Annotated in this window: 20 protein-coding genes; 9 read left to right on the top strand and 11 right to left on the bottom strand. The window is 65.4% G+C overall.

Annotated elements, in window-relative coordinates:
• Positions 1 to 90 precede the first annotated feature (90 nt).
• Positions 91 to 1245: a transporter substrate-binding and LysM peptidoglycan-binding domain-containing protein gene (locus THSYN_RS00435; RefSeq protein WP_216644650.1), complete on the bottom strand. Its 1155-nt coding sequence runs from the start codon at positions 1243 to 1245 to the stop codon at positions 91 to 93.
• Between the two features lie 13 nt (positions 1246 to 1258).
• Entirely contained in the window at positions 1259 to 2014 is a 756-nt protein-coding gene (locus THSYN_RS00430; RefSeq protein WP_157817374.1) for a formylglycine-generating enzyme family protein, read from the bottom strand.
• A gap of 842 nt (positions 2015 to 2856) precedes the next feature.
• Here THSYN_RS00430 and THSYN_RS00425 point away from each other — a divergent pair.
• Complete coding sequence (locus THSYN_RS00425; RefSeq protein WP_100917393.1) at positions 2857 to 5856, top strand: tubulin-like doman-containing protein; 3000 nt, start codon at positions 2857 to 2859, stop codon at positions 5854 to 5856.
• 31 nt (positions 5857 to 5887) lie between these two features.
• Positions 5888 to 6085 carry a cupin domain-containing protein gene (locus tag THSYN_RS00420; protein ID WP_100917392.1) on the top strand — a complete coding sequence of 66 codons (198 nt, stop codon included), beginning with the start codon at positions 5888 to 5890 and terminating at the stop codon, positions 6083 to 6085.
• A 62-nt stretch (positions 6086 to 6147) separates the two neighbouring features.
• Here THSYN_RS00420 and THSYN_RS00415 read toward each other — a convergent pair whose 3' ends face one another.
• The 6 genes from THSYN_RS00415 to THSYN_RS00390 all read right to left on the bottom strand — a co-directional run bounded on the left by THSYN_RS00415 (position 6148) and on the right by THSYN_RS00390 (position 13236).
• Positions 6148 to 6747 carry a DedA family protein gene (locus tag THSYN_RS00415; RefSeq protein ID WP_100917391.1) on the bottom strand — a complete coding sequence of 200 codons (600 nt, stop codon included), beginning with the start codon at positions 6745 to 6747 and terminating at the stop codon, positions 6148 to 6150.
• Position 6748: 1 nt separating this feature from the next.
• A complete protein-coding gene (locus THSYN_RS00410) occupies positions 6749 to 8131 on the bottom strand; it encodes an amino acid permease (RefSeq protein WP_100917390.1) in 1383 nt (460 codons plus the stop codon).
• 303 nt (positions 8132 to 8434) lie between these two features.
• Positions 8435 to 9082 (bottom strand): LutC/YkgG family protein, encoded by a 648-nt coding sequence (locus THSYN_RS00405; protein ID WP_100917389.1) that lies wholly within the window; start codon positions 9080 to 9082, stop codon positions 8435 to 8437.
• Positions 9075 to 11564 carry a bifunctional diguanylate cyclase/phosphodiesterase gene (locus tag THSYN_RS00400; RefSeq protein ID WP_236848756.1) on the bottom strand — a complete coding sequence of 830 codons (2490 nt, stop codon included), beginning with the start codon at positions 11562 to 11564 and terminating at the stop codon, positions 9075 to 9077. The genes THSYN_RS00405 and THSYN_RS00400 overlap by 8 nt, the downstream gene beginning before the upstream one ends.
• A gap of 11 nt (positions 11565 to 11575) precedes the next feature.
• Entirely contained in the window at positions 11576 to 12793 is a 1218-nt protein-coding gene (locus THSYN_RS00395; RefSeq protein ID WP_236848755.1) for a TonB-dependent receptor, read from the bottom strand.
• A complete protein-coding gene (locus THSYN_RS00390) occupies positions 12793 to 13236 on the bottom strand; it encodes a hypothetical protein (RefSeq protein ID WP_100917388.1) in 444 nt (147 codons plus the stop codon). Before THSYN_RS00390 ends, THSYN_RS00395 begins: the two co-directional genes overlap by 1 nt.
• Before the next feature lie 398 nt (positions 13237 to 13634).
• On the opposite strand from THSYN_RS00390, the gene THSYN_RS00385 reads away from it, so the two are divergent.
• The 5 genes from THSYN_RS00385 (at position 13635) to prpC (ending at position 19223) form a co-directional block, all read left to right on the top strand.
• Positions 13635 to 15527 carry a propionyl-CoA synthetase gene (locus tag THSYN_RS00385; protein ID WP_100917387.1) on the top strand — a complete coding sequence of 631 codons (1893 nt, stop codon included), beginning with the start codon at positions 13635 to 13637 and terminating at the stop codon, positions 15525 to 15527.
• A 60-nt stretch (positions 15528 to 15587) separates the two neighbouring features.
• Positions 15588 to 15872: a type II toxin-antitoxin system RelE/ParE family toxin gene (locus THSYN_RS37110; protein WP_100922242.1), complete on the top strand. Its 285-nt coding sequence runs from the start codon at positions 15588 to 15590 to the stop codon at positions 15870 to 15872.
• A gap of 256 nt (positions 15873 to 16128) precedes the next feature.
• A complete protein-coding gene (locus tag THSYN_RS00375; protein WP_100917386.1) occupies positions 16129 to 16836 on the top strand; it encodes a GntR family transcriptional regulator in 708 nt (235 codons plus the stop codon).
• The gene (prpB, locus tag THSYN_RS00370; protein WP_100917385.1) at positions 16833 to 17717 is read left to right on the top strand and encodes a methylisocitrate lyase; all 885 of its coding nucleotides are present in this window, start codon (positions 16833 to 16835) and stop codon (positions 17715 to 17717) included. Before THSYN_RS00375 ends, prpB begins: the two co-directional genes overlap by 4 nt.
• Positions 17718 to 18071: 354 nt before the next feature.
• Positions 18072 to 19223, top strand: a complete 1152-nt coding sequence (prpC, locus tag THSYN_RS00365; protein ID WP_100917384.1) for a bifunctional 2-methylcitrate synthase/citrate synthase — start codon at positions 18072 to 18074, stop codon at positions 19221 to 19223.
• Between the two features lie 200 nt (positions 19224 to 19423).
• Here prpC and THSYN_RS00360 read toward each other — a convergent pair whose 3' ends face one another.
• From THSYN_RS00360 to THSYN_RS00350, 3 genes are read right to left on the bottom strand one after another with little or no spacing between them, the layout of a single operon-like run.
• Entirely contained in the window at positions 19424 to 20746 is a 1323-nt protein-coding gene (locus THSYN_RS00360) for an ammonium transporter (protein ID WP_100917383.1), read from the bottom strand.
• Positions 20747 to 20779: 33 nt separating this feature from the next.
• On the bottom strand, positions 20780 to 21118 hold the full coding sequence (locus tag THSYN_RS00355) for a P-II family nitrogen regulator (RefSeq protein ID WP_100917382.1): 339 nt from the start codon (positions 21116 to 21118) through the stop codon (positions 20780 to 20782).
• A gap of 32 nt (positions 21119 to 21150) precedes the next feature.
• Entirely contained in the window at positions 21151 to 21990 is an 840-nt protein-coding gene (locus tag THSYN_RS00350; protein ID WP_100917381.1) for a TorF family putative porin, read from the bottom strand.
• A 384-nt stretch (positions 21991 to 22374) separates the two neighbouring features.
• Between THSYN_RS00350 and ubiK the strand changes: the two genes are divergently transcribed.
• Together ubiK and THSYN_RS00340 are read left to right on the top strand one after the other, a co-directional pair.
• The gene (gene ubiK / locus THSYN_RS00345; protein WP_100917380.1) at positions 22375 to 22641 is read left to right on the top strand and encodes a ubiquinone biosynthesis accessory factor UbiK; all 267 of its coding nucleotides are present in this window, start codon (positions 22375 to 22377) and stop codon (positions 22639 to 22641) included.
• Positions 22642 to 22880: 239 nt separating this feature from the next.
• Positions 22881 to 24860 carry a fructose-1,6-bisphosphatase gene (locus THSYN_RS00340; protein ID WP_100917379.1) on the top strand — a complete coding sequence of 660 codons (1980 nt, stop codon included), beginning with the start codon at positions 22881 to 22883 and terminating at the stop codon, positions 24858 to 24860.
• The last annotated feature ends 216 nt before the right edge of the window (positions 24861 to 25076 follow it).

Below are 25076 nucleotides of genomic sequence, written 5' to 3'. Positions count from 1 at the left end.
AGCAATCGGGATTCATTTGCGCTTATTCGCGTTCATTTGCGGCCAAATACTCTCTTGGCGCAAACGCTGCGCTTCCACTCCGGTGCTCGGTCAATTCTCCATAAAACGCTTCAGCAATGCCTTCTTCAGCTCTTCATACTCCTTCCTGTCGATCAACCCGCCCTTGTAGAGTCCTTCCGCCTCCTTCAGCTTACCCTTGAGTCCATCACCGACCGACGGGCCGACAGCGGGTTCCTTGACGGGAGCGACCGCATCGACCGCTCGCGCCGACGAGGGAATCTTGAGCTCCAGGCCGACATTGAGGACATTAGCGTATTTCACCGTATCGCGGTTGGCCGCATAGATGATCGGCCAGCGTGTGGGATCGCCGTAGAACTGCAACGCAATCCGCGACAGGGTATCGCCCGGCTTGACCACATAGGACGTCAGGGTGCCGCCCTTGATCGCTTCAGGCTCCAGGCCTGGATCAAACTTGGAGTATTTGCCGATCAGCCGGGCCAGCTTGCCGTCGGCCTTCATCCGGGACAGAACGTCATTGACATAGTTGAGCAGATCCTGATCCCCCTTGGCCACCCCGATCCCGTACTGATCCGCGGACAGGGTGCCGTCCAGGACATAGAGATCGGGGCTCTGGGCGGCCGCGTGGTCGAGAAAGACCTTATCGTTGATCAGCGCATCCGCCTTGCCGCTGCGCAGGGCGCCGTAGGTCTCGGCCGTCCCCGTCACGAAGAAGAAATCGGCGTCCGGCACCAGTTCGCTGATGAGCCGCTCGCCGGTGCTGCCGCGGGTCGCGGTCACGGTCTTACCGGCCAGGTCCTTATAGCCCCGGATCTTGGCCCGGTCGCCGGCCCTGATCATGACGGCCAGCCCGGTCGTAAAATAGGGATTGGAGAAATCGATGACCTCAAGCCGTTCTCTGGTAATGGAAAAGCTGGAAATCACTACGTCGACTTTCTGCGCAAGGAGCACCTCTTCGCGGAATTTCGACCCGGCCAGAATCACCCACTCCGGCTTGACACCAAGCGCATCGGCCAGGGCCCTCCCGAGATCGGGGTCGATACCGACCAACTCCCCCTTCTGGTCCCGGTACTGGATGGGCGGGATATCCTCCCGGATACCGATCTTGAGCACCCCGCTGTCCCTGATCTGCGCCAGACTGCGCGCCTGAGCGCCGTTGCCGCAGAGCAGGAGCGGCACCAGCGTCAATGCCATCAGCAACCAAACAGATCGATTCAGCGGCTTCATCGTCTTGCGCCCCTCATGGTGATGCCGGGCCCGCATCGCGGCAGGTCCGAAATCCGATGTAGTGTTGATAATTCTGCCGGGTGCCGAGCCGGTTCACGCGCTTCAGATCGGCGGCGGCGTGATCGGCCTTGTTCCAATACCAGTAGCCGCCCGCGAACGCGGCCTCGTCGGACCCCGAGTCGACCCATTCGCTGACGTTGCCGACCATATTGAGCAGCCCATGGCTGTTCCTGTCGCGCTCATCGCTAACCGGGCGGGGGCGGTCCATGGTGTCGCCGCTGAGATTGGCGGCCGACGGGTCCCGCACCTGCCCCAGGGCGAAGAGCCACTCCCCTTCCTTACACAGTCGTTTCCCGCCACTCTCGGCAAACCGTCGGGCATCCTCCCAGGTGACATCCACCACGGGCATGTCATTGGTGAAACCCTTGGGCGTCTTGTAGCCGGGGGCCCAAGCCTTGAAGGCCGCGATGCTGACCTCCGTCTTGTCGATCCAGAAATCGGCGACCCGGACCATCCCTTCGTCAGCCGGTGCCGCCGGGGCCGGCTCCGGGGAACCAGGTTCCACCCTGGCCGCGGGGGGCGGCGGTGGCGCGGCAAGGTCCGCGGGCTCGGCGGGGGTCGGTGTCACCGGCGTGTCGGTCGGAGCCGGCTTGCCTCCCAACAATTTCATCGCGCCGAAGCCGAGGGCACCGAGCACCAGCAAGGCCATCACCGCCAAGGCGATCACACCACCGATCGGTCGTGCGCGACCAGCCCCCTGGTCGCTCACCAAGAGCTCCCTGCCGCATTCGGGGCAGAGGGCATCAGCACCGTCGGGAATCGTTATCGCGGCCCCCGTATCGGCCTTGGAGCAATTTCCGAATCTGGTGCACTTGCCTATTCGCTCGGCCATCGCTGATCTCCACATCCCCAAAGCTGGTGGCAATTGTCGTTGAACTGGGTCGAAAAACGGCCGGGGAACGGCAACCAGGACGGACAACCCTCCATCCACTCAACTGCCCGCGACCGCGACTGCCGCCGATCTTAGCCCCGCGCGGGGCGAGCGGCAAGGGCGTTCGCAGCGCCCCACCGGGGCCTCGCGGGACAGCGGATGCGCCGCGCGGGCGGGCGGGTGCGATCAGCACTGATGGAGTGACCGAGATCCCGGGTACGCCGTCGTTGTCGTTGTCGTTGTCGTTGTCGTTGTCGTAATCGAATATTCCGACCACGATTACGACAACGACGCCCGGACCATGAGAACGTCCGGTAGCTGTAGCTGTAGCTGTAGGGTACGCATCGCGTACCCGGCTCCGGCGGTCGTGGCAGCTTGGCGGGTACGCGATGCGTACCCTACGACATGTACGTTAACACATCAGTTGTGATCGAACCCAGGGCGGGCGATGGGCTGGCGGGAGCGACCCGGTTGCTCGATAATGAGGCATCGTCTCGTCCCCGTCCCCGAGGCCGGACCCGCCTTGCCGACCCGGTGCCCACGGCGACCGCACCGACCGGCAAACCGCGGCTCGCCGCTTCAGCCCCCGCGTTCACCCGGATGAGTACCCCGCCCGGGCCGCCTGACGGCCGTCGGTCGCCACCCGGCCACTTCACACTGTTCAACCCTGAGAATCGGACATGAAGAACCACTTGGTCATCGGTCTGGGCGGCACCGGGGGCAAGATCCTCCGCGCCCTGCGCAAGAACGTCTTTCAGGAATGGCGCGGGGGCGAACCCGACCAGGTGCGGCTGCGCTATCTCTATGTCGATTCCAGCAAAGAGATGATGGCTATCGACGACGCCACCTGGCGGATTCTCGGGGAGAGTGTACAACTGGCCACCCGCAGCCAGCTCTTGATTACGGGCGGCAATCTCAATCAGATTCTCGACAATATCAGCGGGCATCCGAATATCCAACCCTGGATCGGCAGCCGGGACCAATGGAAGGACATTCTCAACAGCATCGTCGGGGAGACCCTGGGCGGCCAGAAGCGTCGGCTCGGGCGCTTTCTGTTCGCGTGCAAGGCGCGCCAGTTCAAAGACCAGATCAAACAACTGGCCGGCGAGCTCACCACCGGCGGTGACGCCAGTGTGACCTTCCACCTGTGCTGCGGCCTGGCGGGCGGTACCGGCAGCGGCGCGGTGATCGATGCGGTGGCGCAGATTCGGGCGCTCTACCGCGACCCCAAGATGTACCGCATCGTCGTTTACGCCCTGCTGCCCGAGGAGATTCCCAATCCGAATTGGGATACGGGCAATTATCACGCCAACGGCTATGCCGCACTGGTCGAGCTGAACGCGCTCAGCGTCGGCGCCTATCAACCCCACGATCTTGCGGAGCGCGGCGAGCGTCTTGCACTCAGCGATCCGTTCAACGGCTGTTACCTATTTTGTAATCGCAACGAAAACGGCCTGCAGGTCGATGTCGACAAGACACTGCCCGGCATCCTCGCCGATTTCCTGTTTCAGAAGCTGATGGCCGTGCGCAACGCCGAGGCGATGAAGCTCCTGGAGAAGATGGAGAATGCCGAGAACGGCGACGGCACCCCGGAGACGCGCACAGGCGGCACCACGCCCCTACGCTCAAAGCGGTTTCTCACCTTCGGCATCAAGCGCCTGGCCGTGCCCGAGGGCGAAATCCGCGAATATCTCACCTATCAATTCGCCCGCCAGGCCGCCCTGCAACTGCGCTACAACAACTGGGACGATACCTTCGGCTTTCGGGACGAACCGCGTAATCAGGATTTCGGCGAGTTCGTCCGCGACCAGCAAACGCTGGAGCGCTGGTCGCTGACCGACGAGCACCTGACCCTGTCGCGCGGCATCCTGCCCGAGGAAATCAATAACAAGAAATGGAAGCCCATCGTCAAGGAGTGGCTCGACCTGCTGCCGCAGCTCATGGGCCTGGTGCAGACCCTGGACAACAAGGTCTGGATCAACGAGATCGATAAGCTGATGGCGCAGGGTTTCGACGACAACTACCGCGGGCTGGGGGTACGCAAGTTCTACGAAACCAAGCTGCAGGCACGCAAGGACCATGTCCGCGAATTGCGCCGCCGGGTCGAGGGCGAATTGTTCGACGAATGGAAGAACGGCGTCAAGTCGATGCAGGACATTGCCCGCTGCCTGGGCGCTCTGAGCGCCGCGCTGCAAGAGCGGCTGGCGGCGGCCGACGATCGGATCAGCCGCGCCAAGAGCGCGAGTGCCGACGCCGAGCAGAAGGTCGCGGCCAACCGCGTCGCCTATGCCAACGTCGGTCTGGTCTCGCAGTTGCTCGGCAAGCGCCGCGGCCTGCTCGACGCCGAGGGCGAGGCCCTGCGCGAACTCTATACCGCCCGCACCCAGGTGGAGGCCTGGGCCTTCGCCAAGCGTCTGCTGCAGGAGGCGATCAGCGAGTTCAATGCCTTGGCGAGCGATGTCGCCGCCTGCACCAGGCTGGTGGACGACTCGATCAAGGAATTCCAGGAGCGGATCGACGCGCGCTGCAATGATGGCGCAACGCCGGACCTGCGCCAACCGCTGGTGCGCTTCTACAATGCGGAAAACGTTCGGCTCTTCGGTCGTGAACTGGAGAAGGACCGCGGCGAGCAGACGCGACAGGCCCAGGCGGTGCGCGTCGCCCTGATCGAGCAGTTCGCGGCCGATCCGACCTTTTCCGCCTTCCAGGCACGGATCAGCCGCCAGCGCTTCTTCGACGTCTTGGAACAGCAATGCGCGGCCAGCTCCCAGAGCGCGCACGACGCCCTGGTTTCATCCAGCCGTGAGCGGCGCCCCCTGCTCGGGGTCAACATCATCGGCCAACTGGAACGGGAGTATTCCGGGCGCAGCGACGAATTGAAGAAGTTCATCCACGACCTGGTCAACCAGGCGGGTAATTTTCTTGAATTCGACCCCCAGGCCGTGGTGCTGGGCGCCGCCAAGACCAAGGTGTCCCAGTTCCTGGTCATACTCCCCAAGGCACCCGATCTGGCGCAGTTCGGCGAGGCGCTGGAGGCCCTGTTCCGCGACAACTTCCGGGGTGACGTGCCGGTGGACATCATCCGCAGCGAGACCAATCTGAACGAGATCACCCTGCTCGGGCTGACCAATCTGTTCCCCTTGCGCTACGCCAAGGCCACCCGCTTTCTCAAGGAGCAATACGAGCGGCGTATCGCCCAGGGCGGCAATCCGGAGCGCATCCGCCTGGAATTGAACGGCGAAGGCGACGGTACCCAGTGGCCCGCAATCCTGTTGGCCGATGAACGCGCCCAGCGCGACCAGGCGCTGCCGGCCCTGCTGCTGGCCAAGGCCCTGGGGCTGATTGCCGCGGTGACCAGCCCGACGACCGGTATCAGCGAACTCTACCTGATCGGCGAGGACGCCGATGGTCTGCCGGTGCGGACCCGCCTGGGCAAGGGACTGCCGGAGGTCTTCGAGGGCATTGATCTCACCGCCGCCCAAGGCCTCGTCGATGCGGTCCAGGCGCGGTTGAGTCAGGACGCCTTTCGCCATGTGGACCAGCGGACCGCGCTCCAGGCGGCCGTGCGCGACGAGTTGAAAGCGGTGCTGGCCGAACGGCGCAACGATTTTGAAGACCCCGTTTACCGCCGCTTCGAGGCCGCCGCACGGGCCGCGATTCAAGCCCTCAAGAACGATTGATCGATACCTTTGACGCGGGACACCAGACACGATGAAGATCCAATCGGCAATGCTCGGGTTGGCACTGGTGCTCGGTATCCGGGGCGCGGCGGCGCTGGACCCGAGCGGCACCGTGCAGGTCACACCGCACAACGGGCGCAATGTCGGCACGGTGCCGGCGAAATTGGCGGTGTTTTACGCCGGGGTCCGCGGGCAGCCGGTGACCGAGAAGGCCATGCCCGCGCAGTGACCAAAGGAGCGCGGGCGTCCCGCCCGCGCGCGTGGCGCCGGGCCACGGGACGCCCCGGCTCCTCAGCCCCGCCGACGGTGCCACAGGATATAGCCGCCCAGGGTGAGTCCGACGAAGACCAGGACGGCGCCCGTGACCAGGGGCAGATTATCCCGCAACAGGTCCTCGTTGCCGCCGATGAACCACCCCATGGCGATCAGTACCAGGGTCCACAGACCCGCGCCCAGGCTGGTATAGATGCTGAAGGTCAGCAGATTCATGCGCGTCAGCCCGGCCGGCAATGAGATCAGGTGACGGATGCCCGGGATCAGGCGCCCGGTGAAGGTGGAGATGGCCCCATGGCGGGCGAAGAAGGCATCGGTCTTGTGCAACAGCGGCGGCCGCACGAAGAAATAGCGTCCATAGCGCTCCAGGAAGGGCCGCCCGACCAGCAGCGCGAAGCCGTAATTGATAAAGGCCCCGGCCAGGCTCCCGAGGGTGGAGGCGAGGAAGATCAGGGGCACGCTCATCTGTCCCTGATAGGCGAGATAGCCCGCCGGGATCACCACCAACTCGCTCGGCACGGGCAGGACGGTGGACTCCAGTGCCATGAGGATGAAGATGCCCGCATAGCCCCAGTCATGGACGGTGAGCAACAGCCAATTGATGAATTCGTGCAGCATGTCAGACCCCTCCCGCGAGCGTGCTGTGACGGCGCGAATAGGTGAAGTAGATGAGGAGCCCCAGTGCCAGCCAGACGCCGAAGCGCAGCCAGGTCACCAGCGGCAGGCTGGCCATCAGATAGAGGCAGGAGGCGGCCCCCAGGAGCGGGATCAGCGGCGAGAACGGGGTGCGGAAGGGGCGCGGCAGGTCCGGATGCGTATAGCGCAGGACGAGCACCCCGACCGACACCAGGAAAAAGGCGGCCAGGGTCCCGATGTTCACCAGTTCCGCCACGTCCCCGATGGGGGTGAGCCCGGCAATGGCGGCCATCAGGAGCCCGCTCGCCGCGATGACCCGTATCGGCGTCTGGGTGCGGGGGTTGACCCGGGCGAAGAGCGGCGGCAGCAGACCGTCCCGGGCGATGGCGAGGAACACCCGGGTGAGCCCGTAATACAGGACCAACATGACCGTGGTCAGGCCGGCGATGGCCCCCGCGGCGACCAATCCGGCGCCCCAGGGATAGCCCAGCCGCAGTACCACGTCCGCCACCGGTGACCCGACGTTGAGCGTGGCGTAGGGCACCACCCCGGTCAGGAGCCCGGCCACCAGGATATAGATCAGGGTGCAAACCGCAAGCGACACCAGGATGCCGATGGGCAGGTCGCGTTGGGGGTTGCGCGCCTCCTCCGCCGCGGTGGAAACCGCGTCGAAGCCGACATAGGCGAAGAAGATCAGGGCCGCCCCGCCCATCACGCCGCTCCAGCCAAAGGGCATGAAGGGACTCCAGTTGGCTGGATTCACATGGGAGACGGCGATGGCGATGAAGACCCCGATCGCCAGGAGCTTGATCAGGACCATGGCGGCGTTGAAGCGCGCGCTCTGGCGCACCCCCAGCGTCAGCAACAGCCCCAGGATCAGGACGATGGCGGCGGCCGGCAGATTGATCAGCCCGCCCTCCAGCGGACCCTTGAGCAACCCCGCGGGGAGCGCCAGCCCCATCGCCTGGAGTGCGTTGTTCATGTAGGCCGACCAGCCGATGGCCACCGCCGAGACCGCGACCGAATACTCCAGGATCAGGTCCCAGCCGATGATCCAGGCGACCAGTTCCCCCAGCCCGGCATAGCTGTAGCCGTAGGCACTGCCGCAGCCGCCGATGGCCGCGGCCAGTTCCGCATAGGCCAGGGCGGCGAAGGCACAGGCAAACCCGGCGACCACGTAGGACAGGACGATGGCCGGGCCCGCGTAGGTGGCCGCCGCGACCCCGGTGAGGACGAAGATCCCGGCGCCGATGATGGCCCCGACGCCGAGCAGCGTCAGGTCCACCGGCCCCAGGACCCGCCGCAGGCCGGTGTCGACCAGGTGGTGGTCGGCGTTGATCGTCTTGGTACGCAGCAGTCCGGTCATGTGCGCCTCCGATGGCGAGTGGAAAAAAGGGCGGATCACGCCGGAGCCTCGGCCGGGCGATCACGCGTGCAGGGTGTGCGCGGGATGGCCCGCGCCTGGACCGGCTGGTGCACCCGTTGGTGGCGCCCGTGAACCGGGTGCTCCTGAGCAGGGCGTCCTTGGGTCGGCAGGCGCCCCCGTCGCCCCCCAACCCATTAGCGTATCAGTGTTGGCGCCCTGCAAACTACAGAAGTGTTCCATGGGCGCGGCAATCACCGCCCCCGGTCCACCGCGGGAAGCCACCAGGACAGTCGTTGGCTGGGTCTAGCGTACCAGCACGATCAGTTCCTTGGGGCCGTGGACGCCATAGGTCAGGGTCTGCTCGATATCGGCTGACTTGGAGGGGCCGGTGATCAGGAGCGCGTTGGTCGGCATACCCCGTGCCCACCCCTGGGCCTGGAGCAGTTCGGCGAAGGTGCTGCAGATCGTGTCGGCGTCCAGCAGGACCACATGGATCGAGGGCACCAGGGAGAGCAGGCGGGGCTCGTGCGCATCGGGCCACAGCACCAGGCTGCCGGTCTGCGCCACCGCGCCGCGGCAGCCGCTGAAGCCCGCCAGGGCGGGCTCGAAGAGCGCCTCCCGGCACTGCTCGACCGGCGCCAGGTAAGGACGCAGGCGCACGGCGGGCCCGTCCGGCCACCCCTGGGCGAGGGCCTCGCCGTGGCACCCGCCGGGACCGAACAGCAGGTCGCGCACCTGGCGTCGGCGCAGCAGGTCATGCAGGAACCGCGGCCATTGGGTATCGACCCGATGCACCTCCCCATGGACGGCCGTGAGCCGCTCCTGAAAACGCGCCAGCCGCTCCGCGCGGTCCCAGGGGAAGCGGCGCGGCGGCCCGGCTGCCGCAGCGCCGACAGGGTCGCGACGGGTCGCACGCAGTCGCTCAAGGATCAGTCGTCGGGTATCACACATTGAAATTGTCCTCCACGCGCTCGCGCCGGGCCACGGGGCGCGGCCAGGGGCCGTGTTCGGCCGTGGCGGTTGGTCGACCGAGGTAATAACCCTGGGCACAGTCCACCCCGAGCTCGCCCAACACGGTATAGATCGCGGCACTCTCGACGAATTCAGCCGTCACCTGTTTGCCCATTCCATGGGACATATCGGTGATGGCCTTGACGAAGATCCGGTCCTCCCGGTTGGTGGCCAGATCGCGGATGAAGGCCCCGTCGATCTTGACGTCGTCCACCGGGAGGCGGCGCAGATAGGCATAGGAGGCATAGCCGCTGCCGAAGTCGTCCAGGGCGAAGCGGCAGCCGAGCCGCTGAATCCCCTGCATCAGTTCGGTCGCCCGCGCGATGCTCGCCACGGCAGCGGTCTCCGTGACTTCGAAGGTCAGGCGTGTCGGGGCCACCCGGTGCTCCTGGAGCATCCGCTCGATGTCCGGCAGGAGCGAGGGGTCGTCCATCGCGCTGCCGGACAGATTGACTGCCAGGCGCAGGCGTGGGTCCCGACCGAGGATGCCGACCGCGTGAGCCATGACCCAGTGATCAATGGCCTGGATCTGGCCGGTCTTCTCCGCCACCGGGATGAAGCGGTCCGGATAGACCAACTCCCCATGGGCGTCGCGCAGCCGCAGCAGGGCCTCCCAATGGTCGATGGTGCCGGTGGCGATGGTGACGATGGGTTGGAAATGCAGTTCAAAGCGCTCATCGCGCAGGCCCTCCGTGATCTTGTCCCGCCAGGTGACCCGCGCGTCCGCCTGCTCGCGCGCCTGATCCGCGGCGGCAAACAGATGCCAGCGCCCGCGCCCCTTCTCCTTGGCCTGAAACATGGCCAGATCGGCATTGGCCAGGATCTCCTGGGGCTCCTGGCCCTGGTCCGGGAACAGGGCGATGCCGATGCTGGCGGTAACCCGGTGAACGCGGCCGTGCTCGCGGATCTGGATGGAGCGTACCGCGGCCTGGATACGCTCGGCGCACGCCAGGGCCGCCGCATCGGTACATTCCGGCACGACCAGGGAGAATTCGTCGCCCCCCAGGCGGGCCAGGATGTCGCTCGGATGGGTCAGCTTGCTCAACTCGTCGGCGACCCGCTGCAGCATCACGTCCCCCACTTGGTGACCACTCAAGTCATTGACGTCTTTGAACTGATCCAAATCCAGGAACAACAGGGCGCCGCGATGGCCGAAGCGCTGTGCCTGATTGAGGACCCGCCCGAAGTCATCGTTGAAGCGCCGCCGGTTGTATAGCCGCGTCAGGGGGTCATGGTCAGCCAGCCACACCAGGCGGGTCTCGGCTTCCTCGCGGTCACGCTGGAGCATCTCCATGCGGTCAGTCAGGGCCTGGGCGGTTTCACTGAGCCGATCCAACTCATCCGCGGGGGTCAGCCGCCCGCCGACCGGCGGCAGATTGGCGCGCAGTTCGGCGTAGCGGTTCTCCGCGAGCAGGGGCAGCGCGGCGGCGATACGGCGCAGCCGTCCCACCGAGGATTGGGCCAGCCAAAACAGCAGGGAGCCGGACAGGGCCAAGCCGCCCAGGCCGAGCATGATGCTGTTGCGGGTCGTCCACTGGATCGCCTGACGCTCTGCCGTCACCTCATCGACCACGAGGGCGCTGACCCCGGGGGCCAGACCATCGACGCGGAAGACCTCGAACCACTGGCCGCCAAGTTCCCCCAGCACCGGTTGCCCCCCCGCGGCCGTGCCGGGGTTGCGGGTGGGGGCGGCCGCCAGGTCGGGCGCCAGGGCGCGAATGATCGGCGCGGTGCGGCTCGGATGGGTCATGGCCGGAAAGCGGGGCGGCGCCGGCACCGCCCCGCCGCGCGCGTTGGTCGCGGTAAACACCGCCACCTCGGCACCGGTCAAGACGTTGAAGGCGAGCAGGGCATCGGCCAGGGAGCGTCCGAGGACCAGGGTCCCCGAGGACTTGCCCTCCCACAAGACGGGCGCGGCAAGAAACTGGAGACATTCGGGCTGGCACGCAAGCAACTGCGTGGCCGCGTCGTCCTTCCTGGTAAGCGCGGTCAGCAGTTCCGCCCCCGGGGCCGATACGTCCGCCGGCCAGACCAGGGACAGGCGCCCGTCCGGGGTGATCCAGAAGACCGAGCGGACATCCCACTCCAGGCCCAGCAGGGCGCCCTCAGTCTCCAGGCCGCGCCGCAGGCGGGAGCCGAAGTCCTGCACCGGACCAGCGGCGCCGTCGGGTCCCAACAGCGGCACCACGCTCACCAAGCGGGTCATCTCCTCGTAGTTGCGCCCCAGCAGACCGCGCAACTGACGGACCTGATTGTCGCGTACGCCCGACTGTTGGAGGTCGAATTGGGCCGTTGAATGCCGGTAGGCCATGACCGCGAGTGCACCATTGACCACCAGCAGGACCAACGACAGCGCGATCAAGGCCTGCCAGCGCAGACTCATGAATTCCAGTCGGGTCCATTTTCGGCGCGGACTGTCCACGATTTCTCCCGCTAGAAACGCACGGCGAGCTGCAGCGCAAAGAGGTCCCAGTCCTCCACCAAGGTCGCCGGGTCGTTCTCGCGGGCGGCAATCGTGTAGGTACCCTGGTGGCGCTCGTACTGGGCTCGCAACATGACGTGGGGGTTCAGGTCCCAACGGACCCCGAGGCTCCAGATCTTGGAGAAGTAGTCGCCGGGCGGGACCGCCCCGCCCAGCAGCGCGGACGAGCGGGTGCCGTCGCGATCCTTGCGGTCGGTGAAGCCTTCCTCATAGCGCAGCATCAGTTCCAGCCCCGGCCGCACTCGGTAGGCCCCTTGCAGGTAATAGCCTTCACCGGAGGTTTTGCGATAGGGAAAATCTACACCGTAGTCCTGCCACTCCAGGGGTAATCGCGAGTACTCAGAGGTGAGAGTCCAATGTTCCGTGTTGTACTGCGCCGACAGGATCAGGTAGTTGATTGCCGTCTCGCCAGCACCAAGGTCCAACCCCACACCGGGCCGGTAGCCGAGCACGGAGGTGAACCCACTCAGTCCGAGCCGCAACCGTTCTTGAAAGGCCGAGTACCAGAGACTGCCGGCCCAAGCGACCCCCCGCGGTATGAACTTGCCGGGCAGGTCATCACCCAGAAAAGCCCATTCGAGATTCTCATCGACCACCGGCTGACCGCCACCCAAAGTGAACGAAAGGTCGCCGTACCCGGTGGACGTTTCGCCGTACACCATCACCCCATCGGTCGAGAGGACCATGTTGCGCACCTTGTCGAAATAGATGACCTGGGGCAGGAAGATGCTCGGGCGGGTAAAGGGGACATCGCGCGTCTCGTTGTAGAGCCCCAACGGGTTCTTGAGGCGCCCCAGGCGCACCCCCAGACGCCGGGTGGGCGTCTCATCCAAGGTCACATCGGCCAGCCCATAATCCAGGGCGGGCGTGCCGTCATACATGTCCCCGGCGCGCCGCGCCAGGACCTGCCCGGCGAACAGGACGCGCGCATTGAGCTGATAGGAGGCATTGAGCGCGACCTCGATGAAGTTCCACGACAGGTCCGGACTGTCGCCGAAGAAGCGGTTTGCGCTCGTCTTGACCGCGGTCAGGCTGGCGAAGCCGTGGATCTGCAGGCGCTCCCCCTGCAGCCGCTCCCACCACGCCGACGCGCGGCCCTCGTCGGCGGCCGCGACGCCGACGGCCAGGGCCAGTAGCCAGGGGACCACACGGGATGTCACGGCCATCATCAGCGGACCTCCATGGAGCGCACGGGCGCATCGGCGGGCACCGACCCGACATAGCCCAAGGCGCCGGGGGTGGCGGCAACACGCCGCAGCATCTCGGCCTCGCTCGCGACGGTGGTCGGGGCCTGACCGGTACCGGAGAACACTTGGCGATCCCACACCCGGCGCAGTTGGTAGGGATAGAGCCCCAACACGGCAGTGGCGAAGCGGCGGTGCAGCGGGTCCTCGTCGGGCAGCACGAAGACCTTGACCGGTACACCGTTCGGCCAGGCCTTCAGCCGCATAGTGAGGTACAGGCGCGCCTCATTGGTCGTCATCGCCGACACCCCGACCCCGGGGTGGACGATCATCTCCTGGGCGGACAGGGCGCACGCACACGCGAGCAGGACCAGGCACAGGCCCCCGACAGCGGCGCTGCGCGGCCGCCGCCAAGGTGCGCCGCTCAAGCGAAGACCCCGAGCCCGTCGCGGGGACAGCCCCCCGGGTTACCGCGGTCCGCGTCAGTCTTGCGCCAAGTGGACATTCGCCAAGTGGACATTGATGTGCGCCTGGTTGCGATTGGGTTCGGCGCACCAGCGACGCGGCCACTGCCGCCGCCTCGCCGTCAGCCCGCCAAGCCCACGGGGATCGCCCTTGGGGCCCGAGACCCCGCGCGCCGCCGCGGGGCTGGACAGGACGCCAGGATAGCCGGGATCGACCCCAACGTGTAGTGGTGTAGAAGGAGGGGAGGCGGTTGCGCGAAGATTGCACGGCGCGCCCGGAGCGATTAGTGTTGCGCGGCACGAAAATCAGTAACACCGCGGGGCCGTCCGGGACCGCGGTCACACCCACCGGAGGAGATGTTATGGGCTACAAGGCCACCTACGATCGCTCGATGAACGAGCGCGACGCATTTTGGGCGGAAGCCGCCAGCCTGATCGACTGGATCAAACCCTGGGACCGGGTCCTGGACGACTCCACCCCCCCCTTCTACCACTGGTTCAGCGGGGCTGAGCTCAACACCTGCTACAACGCCGTCGACCGCCATGTGGCCACCCGCGGCGACCAGCCGGCGGTCATCCACGACAGCCCGGTGACGAACTCCAAGGAGATCATCACCTACCGGCAGTTGCAGGAGCGGGTCTCCCGGTTCGCCGGGGCGCTCAAGGACCTTGGCGTGACCAAGGGCGACCGGGTCATCGTGTACATGCCGATGGTGCCGGAGGCGCTGATCGCCATGCTCGGCTGCGCCCGTATCGGGGCCATCCATTCGGTGGTCTTCGGCGGCTTCTCCGCCCGCGAACTGGCCACCCGCATCGACGACGCCAAGCCCAAGGTCATGGTCGCCGGCTCCTGCGGCATCGAGACCAACCGCGTCGTGCAGTACAAGCCCCTGCTCGATGAGGCGATCAACATCGCCGAGCACAAGCCGGAGCACTGCATCATCTACCAGCGCCCCCAGGAACCCGGCACCCTGGTCCCCGGCCGCGACATCGGCTGGGCCGAGGCCGTCGCCGCCGCGCAACCCGCCGACTGCGTCCCGGTGGCCGCCACCGACCCCCTCTATATCCTCTACACCTCCGGCACCACCGGCATCCCCAAGGGTGTCGTGCGCGACAACGGCGGCCACGCCGTGGCCCTGGCCTGGAGCATGGGCGCCATCTATAACATCAAACCCGGCGAGGTCTGGTGGTCCGCCTCGGACGTGGGCTGGGTCGTAGGTCACTCCTACATCGTCTACGCCCCGCTCCTCATCGGCGCCACCACCATCGTCTATGAGGGCAAGCCCGTCGGCACCCCGGACGCCGGCGCCTTCTGGCGCGTGATCGAGGAGCACGGGGTCAAGGCCCTCTTCACCGCCCCGACGGCGTTTCGCGCCATCAAGCGCGACGACCCGAACGCCGAACAACTCAAGCGCTACAACCTCAAGGGCTTCCGCACCCTGTTCCTGGCCGGCGAGCGCTGCGACCCGGACACCCTGCAATGGGCCGAGCGCATCCTCAAGGTGCCGGTGATCGACCACTGGTGGCAGACCGAGACCGGCTGGGCCATCGCCGCCAACTGCACCGGCATCGAACTGCTGCCGGTCAAGCCCGGCTCCCCCACCTGCGCGGTCCCGGGCTACGACATCCAGGTCTTAGACGAGGAAGGCGAGACGGTCAAGCCCGGCGACATCGGCCGGATCATGATCAAGCTCCCGATGCCGCCCGGCTGCCTGCCGACCCTGTGGAACAACGACGAGCGCTTCGTCCAGTCCTACCTCGCCATGCAACCGGGGTATTACCTCACCGGTGATGCCGGCTATATCGACGAGGACGGCTATGTCTACGTCATGAGCCGCATCGACGACATCATCAACGTGGCCGGTCACCGCCTGTCCACCGGCGCCATGGAGGGGGTGCTGTCCAGCCACCCGGACGTGGCCGAGTGCGCGGTCATCGGTGCCGCGGACCAACTCAAGGGCGAACTGCCCCTGGGGCTCGTGGTCCTCAAGAACGGGGTCGACCGGGACCCGGCGGTCATCCGCAAGGAACTGGTCGACAAGGTACGTGAAGACATCGGCCCGGTGGCGGCCTTCAAGACCGTGGTCATCGTCTCGCGCCTGCCCAAGACCCGCTCCGGCAAGACGCTGCGCGGCACCATGAAGAGCATCGCCGACGGCAAGGAGTACAAGGTCCCGGCGACCATCGATGATCCGGCGATTCTGGACGAGATCGCGGCCGCGCTGGAGGGCATCGGGTACGCCAAGCACGGCTGAGGCGACGGGGCCAAGCGCCCCTCTCCCGCTGCTGCGGCAGAGGGCAGGGGGGCGTGCTTCATCAAGCATCTGTTCTGTCGACGTACAGAATTTCTCGAGGCGGCAAGATGGTACGAGTCGCAGCGCCGCAACCTTGGCCATGAGTTCATCGCAGAAATTGACCGTTGTGTAGCCCTCGCTGCCGCGCAGCCTCAGGTCTATGCTTCCGTTTACAAAGGCGTACGCTGCATTACCGCGGAGCGGTTCCCGTACAGCGTCTACTTCCGAGTGGAGGTACGGCGCATTGTCGTTCTGGCCGTCTTTCACGGCAGCCGCGACCCATCAAACTGGCAGAGCCGAGCCTGACTAGGCGATCAAGCTTATTCGTCGCGCGCAACCTCACTTACCGCAAGTAGCGGTTACCCCGGTTGCTTGCGCCGGCATGTACTCTTAATGGACGACAGTCGCCTGCCCGCATGGGAAGATGACGCGCCGAGTTGGCGATCGACGCCCCCCGCGATCCTTGATGGACACAATACTCTTTATTGTCGACACAGTGGCTTGACATAGCCCAAGGATCGGCTATCTTTGGCACCACTTTAGCTAAAGTGTCGACACTTTGATGGATGCCATCGCTGAGTCCCCGCCCGAGGAGGCCTCCACCATCGCCGATCGCGTCTTCGGGCAACTGCGCCAGGCGATCGTCGAGGGCGAGTTCGCGCCCGGCAGCAAGATCAGCGAGCCCGAGTTGGCCGCCCGCCTGGGGATCAGCCGCGGCCCCCTGCGCGAGGCCATGCGCCGCCTGGAGTCGACCAATCTCGTGGAGCGTCGGCCCAACCTGGGCGCGCGGGTCATCACCCTCTCCAGCGAGCAGTTGATCGAGATCTACCTGATCCGCGAGGCCCTGGAGGGCCTGGCCGCCCGGCTGGCCGCCGAGCGCATGTCCGCGGCCGGGATCGCGGACCTGAAGGAGTTGCTCGCGCAACACCGCGCCGAGATCGCCCGGGAGTGCTGGCAGGCCTATTTCCAGAAGGAAGGGGACCTGGACTTCCACTACCGCATCGTCCAGGGCAGCGGCAACCAGCGCTTAATCGGCATCCTGTGCGACGACCTCTACCACCTGGCGCGCATGTACCGCTGCAAGTTCGGGATGGTCAGCGACCGGGCGCGCGATGCGTTCAAGGAACATGAACTGATCCTCGATGCCATCGCCGAACGCGACGGCGAACTGGCCGAACTCATGATGCGCCGACACATCCGCGCCTCCCGGCGCAACGTCGAGCGCCGACTCGCAACCGCTACCCCCACCCAACCTCGGACCGACCCATGACCCAAGCAAACACCCCCGGCGCCCGTCTGCGCCAGGCCGTCAAAGACGAACACCCACTCCAGGTCGTCGGCGCCATCAACGCCTACCACGCCATGATGGTGGAGCGCACCGGCTACCGCGCCGTCTACCTCTCCGGGGGCGGGGTCGCGGCCGGGTCTTTCGGCGTGCCGGACCTAGGCATCACCAGCCTCAACGACGTGCTGGAGGACGTGCGCCGCATCACCTTCGCGACCGAGCTCCCGCTCCTCGTGGACGCGGACACCGGCTGGGGCGGCGCCTTCAACATCGCCCGCACCGTGCGTGAGATGGCCCGCGCCGGGGCTGCCGGGATCCACATCGAGGACCAGGTCGCGGCCAAGCGCTGCGGGCACCGCCCGAACAAGGCCATCGTCTCCAAGGAGGAGATGGTCGACCGTATCAAGGCCGCCGTGGACGCCCGCACCGATGACCTCGTCATCATGGCCCGCACCGACGCCCTGGCCGTGGAAGGGATGGAGTCCGCCATCGAGCGCGGTATCGCCTGTGTCGAGGCCGGCGCCGACATGATCTTCCCCGAGGCCATCGTGGAACTGGCGCAGTACCGCCGCTTCGTCGCCGCCGTCGGGGTCCCGGTGCTGGCCAACATCACCGAGTTCGGCGCCACCCCGCTCTTCACCACCAAGGAATTGGGTGAGGCCGGCTGCTCGCTGGTCCTGTATCCCCTGTCCGCCTTCCGCGCCATGAACAAGGCGGCGCTCAACGTCTATCAGGCAATCCGGAGCGACGGCACCCAGGCCAATGTCGTGGACACCATGCAGACCCGCATGGAGCTCTACGACTATCTCAATTACCACGGCTTCGAGCAGAAGCTCGACGCCCTGTTCGTGGCGGACAAGGACTAAGAAGAGTTTGGTCCGCAAATGAACGCAAATGAACGCAAATAAAAGTGGAATGATCGCGGTTCACACCTGACGCGCGACTACCGGCCGCGGCTGATCGTCGTAGGGAGCGCCGCGCGCACCTCGCGCGAACGCAAGTGCATCGGTGGCCGGGGTGCGCGCGGCGCACCCTACAGGCGTTCCGGCCGGAACGACCATCAAGGCCCCCGCGGCGGTGTTCACGGCGGGTTGTCAGCGATTCGTTTCGCCGGCACTTGCGCGCCGCATTGGCCGTATCTTTAATTTGCGTTCATTTGCGTTTATTTGCGGACAATAAATCCCCCCCTACATCATCACTGACCCAAGAGAGAGACCAGCATGGCCGAGCAAGAAAGCCAGTTGCCGAAGGCGAAGAAGTCCGTCGCACTCTCCGGCACCGCCGCCGGCAACACCGCCGTCTGTACCGTTGGCCGTACCGGCAACGACCTGCACTACCGTGGATATGACATCCTCGATTTCGCCGATCACGCCGAGTTTGAGGAAATCGCCCATCTTCTGATCCACGGACACCTGCCCAGCCGGGCCGAACTGGTCGCCTACAAGCACCGCCTGCGCGCCCTGCGCGGTCTGCCCGCGGCCATGAAGACGGCCCTGGAGCAACTCCCCCCCTCGTCCCACCCGATGGACGTGCTGCGCACCGGGGTCTCGCTGCTGGGCTCGCTGGAGCCCGAGAAGGAGTCCATGCCCTATGCCGGTGCGCGCGCCATCGGCGACCGCCTGATCGCCAGCGCCGGTTCCATGCTGCTGTATTGGCACCATTACGCCCGGCACGGCCGGCGTATCGACGTGGAGACGGACGACGACTCCGTCGGCGGACACTTCCTGCACCTGCTGCACCAGCACTCGCCCTCGACCGCCTGGGTGCGGGCCATGCACACCTCGCTCAACCTCTACGCCGAGCACGAGTTCAACGCCTCGACCTTCACCTCACGGGTGATCGCGGGCACCAACTCAGACATCTATTCCGCCATCACCGGCGCCATCGGGGCCCTGCGCGGTCCCAAGCACGGCGGCGCCAACGAGGTCGCCTGCGAGATCCAGCAGCGCTACACCGACCCCGACGAGGCGGAAAGAGACATCAAGGAGCGCATGGAGCGCAAGGAGATCGTCATCGGCTTCGGGCATCCGGTCTATACGGTCGGCGACCCCCGCAACGAGGTCATCAAGGCCGTCGCCCGGCGGCTGTCCGAGGCCAACCAGGACACCCGTATGTTCGAGGTCGCCGAGCGCCTGGAGACCGTCATGTGGGATCTCAAGAAGATGTTCCCGAACCTCGACTGGTTCTCCGCCGTCGCCTACTCCCAGATGGGCATCCCCACCGCGATGTTCACGCCCATCTTCGTCATGGCACGCATCAGTGGCTGGACCGCCCACGTCATCGAGCAGCGCCAGGACAACAAGATCATCCGTCCGAGCGCCAACTACGTCGGTCCGGAAAACCGCAAGTGGATCCCGCTCGACCGGCGCTGATTCAATCCCACCGCACCGGCGCGACCCAAACAAGGGGCGCGCCGTTGACTCAGCACCCTTGCCAAGGAGGGCAGGGCCGGCGGTTCAAGGCGGGGCCGCGCAACGCTGGGCACGCCGGCGACTGCTTGCGGAAATAAGAAAGGCCGGACCCTGGGGTCCGGCCTTCATCGGTGCGGGCGGCGACTGCCGCCCGCAACGCCTTAGAGGATGTAACCGCGCTCGTCGTGCAGCGCGAGATCCAGCCCCTCGGTCTCCTGCTCTTCCGTGACACGCAGGCCAATGACCAAGTCCACGAGCTTGAGGATGATCAGGCTCGCAATGGCCGTGTAGACCAGGGTGGTGCCGACACCGATCCCCTGCTTGATGACCTGATCGACGATGGTCAGACCCTCGGCCAGACCCTTGCCGCCCAGGACCGCGCTGGCGAAGACGCCGGTCAGCATGGCGCCGACGATACCGCCGACGGCGTGCACCCCGAACACATCGAGTGCGTCGTCATACCCGAATTTGCGCTTGAGCTTGGTCGAGGCGAGGAAGCACAGGACGCCGGCGGCCAGCCCGATACCGATGGCGCCCATGGGGCCCGCGGTGCCGGAGGCCGGGGTGATGGCGACCAGACCGGCAACCGCACCCGAGGCGATACCGAGCACGCTCGGCTTGCCGTGCGCCCACCACTCCGCGAACATCCAGCTGAGCGCCGCGGTCGCGGTCGCGATCTGGGTCACCGCCATGGCCATGCCGGCCACGCCGTCGGCCGCCAACTCGCTGCCGGCATTGAAGCCGAACCAGCCGACCCACAGCATGGAGGCACCGATCACCGTATAGCCCAGATTATGGGGCGGCATGGCCGTGGTCGGGAAGCCCTTGCGCTTACCGATCACAATCGCCGCGACCAGACCGGCGACCCCGGCGTTGATATGCACCACGGTGCCGCCGGCGAAGTCCAGCACGCCGAGCGTACCCAGGAAACCGCCGCCCCAGACCCAGTGGGCGACCGGCACATAGACGAGCGTCAGCCACAGGCCCATGAACCACATCAGGGCAGAGAACTTCATACGCTCGGCGAAAGCGCCGACCATCAGGGCCGGCGTGATGATGGCGAAGGTCATCTGGAAGGTCATGAAGACCGATTCGGGAATCGTCTGGGTCCCGTAGATCGAGGTCAGTCCGATCCCTTTGAGGAACAGGTTGTCGAGTCCGCCGATCCAACTGTTCAGGGCGCCGCCGTTGCCGAAGGCCAGGCTGTAGCCATAGATGGTCCACAGCACCGTCACCAGGGCGGTGATGGCGAAGCACTGCATGAGGATCGAGAGCACGTTCTTGGCGCGCACCAGGCCGCCGTAGAAGAGTGCCAGGCCGGGGATGGTCATGAACAGCACGAGCGCCGTGGCAGTCAGCATCCAGGCGGTATCGCCGGCGTTGATGGTGGGTACCGGGGCCTCTTGCGCACCCACGATCAGGGGCGTCAGGGCCAGGGCGCCGGCGAGGACCCGCACCAGGGTCCGTTGCGTCGATGGTTTCATAGTCGCTTGCTCTCCTTCGGGGTCAGTCGCGCGTCACAGGGCTTCCGAACCGGTTTCACCGGTGCGGATACGAACGACCTGTTCCAGGTTGAAGACGAAGATCTTGCCGTCGCCGATCTTACCGGTGCGGGCGGCGTTGGTGATGGCCTCGATCACCTTGTCGACCAATTGGTCGTCGACCGCGATCTCCAGCTTGATCTTGGGCAGGAAATCGACCACGTATTCGGCCCCGCGATAGAGCTCGGTGTGGCCCTTCTGGCGGCCGAAGCCCTTGACCTCGGTGACGGTGATGCCGGAGACGCCGATGTCGCCCAAGGCCTCCCGCACGTCGTCGAGTTTAAAGGGCTTGATGATGGCGGAAATCAGTTTCATGACGCGATGCTCCGATGATTGTAGACAGGCCCTCAGAAGGACTTGGAGAGCGTGAAGACCCCGGTACTGCCGCACTGGAAGGGCGCCGCGCACAGGTCGGTGTCGGTGCGGTCGACCCAGGCGAGGGCAAGCACAACGCCGCTGTAGACCTCGCGCGAGAGGCTCACGCTGTAGTCGTCGTAGCTGTAGCCGCCGCCATTGTTTACGCTATGGTTGTAGCGCGTCCAGCCGTAGTGCGCGGTGAGGCTGAAGGCATAAGGCAGGGGGACGGCGACCTGGAGGTCGTAGTACCAGGCGCCCCCGAGACCATAGAAATCTTCGCTGTAGTTGGCCGTGAACTTGGGCGTGAAGTAGCCCATGACGTCATAGCCGAGGCCCAGGTGGTATTCATTGGTATTGTTGGCGTCGGTCTTCGTCATCGGATACTGGTAGCGCAGGTAACCGAGGTCGACGCTGAGCTTGCCGAAGGTCGGTGCCCAGCCGGCCTTCAGGTCCAGTTCCATGCTGGCCCCATCGTAGCCCGGGGCCTTCAACGACTGATACAGTGCATCCGCGGTATCCGGTCCGACGATGACCTGCTGATTGCCTTGGTCGAGATAGTAGTAGCCGCTGCCGGACGAACTGTCCACATTCGAGCCCCAGGCGCCCAGGTACAGGCTCCACGGGACATAGGTGTAGTCGAAGCCGCCCTGGACCGCCGGGCCGTTGTTGGTCTGACTGATGCCGCGAAACATATAGTTGCTGGTAAGCGCGACGTTGGCCTTCAGGGAATGGGGAGATTCGTCCGCGGCCAGGGCCTGCTGCGTGATGCCGTGCCCGGCGCTGAGCAGTGCGGCAACGGCACAGGCCGTGCGGACTCGGGGTGCGTTCATCTATTCGTGCCTCATGGGGTCGGACTAGGGTTGGGAGCGGGAGCCGAATCTCGCGAGACCACGCGGCCTGGGGATGGCGATCAGGCGGTGCCGACGCGGGCGCAGCGAGTCAGGCTGGTCAAGTTACGCAGTGTTAATGCAGGTTACGTGCCAGAAGCGTCTGTGCCCAAATCACAACGGCAACGGGCGGCCTGTGACGAAATCCCAACAGGTGACCGCACCAAGTACGGTCGCTTTGCCTGCCCCGCGGACCCGGGGCCGCCCTACATTGGTGCAGTTTTTGGCGACAGACGGTTTCGGCAGGACTCCCTATAATGGTCTCCACACCCCCAGTCCCCGCGGACACGAGTCGCGCCGGGCTCCACACCCCGAGGTATCCCCGTCATGTTCGATCCGAAGCAACTCGACGACTTCGCCCAGCGCCTGGCCGGCGCCCTGCCCGACGGGCTCAAGACCCTGCAGGAGGACCTGGGGCGGAATCTGCGCGGCTCCCTGGAGGCCGGGTTGTCCCGCCTGGACCTGGTGAACCGGGAAGAGTTCGACGTCCAGACGGCCGTGCTCGGGCGCACCCGCGAGAAACTCGCCCGTCTGGAGGCCCAGGTGGCGGAGCTGGAGCGGGTGCTGGCCCTCGCCGGGACCCGGGCGGACTAGCGGACCCTTAGGTAACGAGTCAGGAACAAGGTAAACACAACACAATCGTTGTCGTTGTCGTTGTCGTTGTCGTTGTCGTTGTCGGAGAAACGATGCGATCCGGCGCGCGAGAGAATCCGGGCGCGACGATAACCTCGATTACGACAACGACAACGACGCGACAAGCACCCCCTAATCGACTTGTTTCATTTATTGACCAACCGTTCCTTGACCCGCACCCGCCCGCGAGTACCGCTCTCATGCCCAATAAAGATTCGGACATTTCACTGAAATACCTGAACCTGTTGTCGGAAAAGCACCCGTCGATACAGGCGGCCTCCACGGCCATCATCAACCTGACGGCCCTGCTGCAACTGCCTAAGGGGACCGAGCATTTTCTCTCCGACGTCCATGGCGAGCACGAGGCCTTCGAGCACGTCGTGCGCAACGGCGCCGGGTCGATCTGGCGTAAGATCGAGGAAATGTTCGGCGACGCGCTGACCAAGCCCGAGCGGCGCAACCTGGCCACGCTGATCTACTATCCCGAGCTGAAGGGACCCCTGATGCTGCGCAGCGTCGCAGACCGGGACGAATGGAGCCGGTTGACGCTGATCCGCCTGGTCAGGTTCTGTCGCAGCCTCACCGCCAAGTACCGGCGCGAAACGGTGCGCGGCTTTCTCCACAGTCACGTCGCCGATACCATCGAAGAACTGCTGTACGACCAGCAGGGAGTCGAGTCCAAGACCGCCTATTACCAAAGCCAGATCGACACCATCGTCGCGACCGGCAGCACCCTGACCTTCATCACCACCCTGGCCGAACTCATTCAGCGGCTGGCGGTGGCCAGACTCCATATCATCGGCGACATCTACGATCGCGGCCCGGGTGCCCACATCATTCTGGACTCGCTGATGCAATACCATCAGGTCGACATCCAGTGGGGCAATCACGATATCCTGTGGATGGGCGCGGCGGCGGGCAGCGAGGCGTGCATCGCCAACGTCATCCGCTTCAGCCTGCGCTACGGCAACATGGAGACGCTGGAGAACGGTTACGGTATCAGCATGTTGCCCTTGGCGTCCTTCGCGCTTGAGACCTACCAGGACGACCCCTGTGAGTTGTTCATTCCCAAACTGCCCAAGGACCACAACTTCACCAGCCAGGAGATCCGCCTGCTGGCGCAGATGCAGAAGGCCATCACCATCATCCAGTTCAAGCTGGAGAGCCAGGTCATCAAGCGCCGCCCGCATTATCTGATGAATGACCGCCTGCTGCTCGACCAGATCGACTACGCGCGCGGCGTCATTACCCTGGGCGGGGTGGAGCATCCGCTGCGCGATACCCTGTTCCCGACGATCGACCCCGCCGCCCCGGACGCCCTGACGCCGCAAGAGCAGTCGGTGATGGACAAGCTGCTGCAGTCCTTCCTCAACAGCCGCAAGCTGCAACAGCATACCCGCTTTCTCTTCGCCAACGGCAGCCTGTACCTGGTCCATGACGGCAATCTGCTCTATCACGGCTGCGTCGCCATGAACGAGGACGGCGAGTTCCGCGCCTTCAACGTCGATGGCGAGTCGTTCCGCGGCCGGACCTTTCTCGACCGGGTCGACCGGCTGGCCCGGCAAGGCTATTTCGACATCGACAACCCCGCGCAGAAGCAGTACGGCATGGATGTCATGTGGTTCCTGTGGTGCGCTCCCCAGTCACCGCTTTTCGGCAAGGAGAAGATGGCCACCTTCGAGCGCGCCTTCATCGCCGACAAGGCGACGCATGTCGAGCAGCGCAACCCCTATTACTCGCTGCGCGACACGCCGCAGAGCGCCCGCAAGATCCTGGCCGAATTCGGCCTGGACCCGGACCGCGGGTGCATCATCAACGGCCATGTGCCGGTCAAGGTCGGCAAGGGCGAGAGTCCGATCAAGGCCAACGGCCGGCTGATCGTCATCGACGGCGGCTTCTCGCGCGCCTATCAGAAGGAGACCGGCATCGCCGGCTACACGCTGATTTCCAATTCGCGCTACCTGCTGCTCGCCGCCCACCAGCCCTTCGAGTCGACGCACAAGGCGGTGTCGGAGGAACTCGATATCGACACCGCGACCGAGGTCATCGCTACCTATCCGCGCCGGATGCTGATCGGCGACACCGACCGCGGGCGCGAAATCCAGGGCCAGATCGACGAACTGCACGCCCTCTTGCATGCCTACCGTGAGGGTCTGATCAAGGAACACCGGCTCGATTAGTGCCGCGAGGCCGAATTCCCGATTCCGGTCAGGCGCTCGCGTAAGCTGAAGAAATTGGACAGGATTAACAGGATTTTTCAGGATTGACAGGATGCGGCGCGCATTCACGACAAATCCTGTAAATCCTGAGAAATCCGGTTACTCCTGTCTATTGATGATCAAGGTCGCCGAGAGACTGTCCCGGGGCGACTCCCTAATAATGGCGGGCAGGTCCTG

Source organism: Candidatus Thiodictyon syntrophicum (assembly GCF_002813775.1).
GTDB lineage: Bacteria > Pseudomonadota > Gammaproteobacteria > Chromatiales > Chromatiaceae > Thiodictyon > Thiodictyon syntrophicum.
Note: the sequence above shows the minus strand (reverse complement) of the source record. Positions and strands in the feature narration are given on the sequence as shown.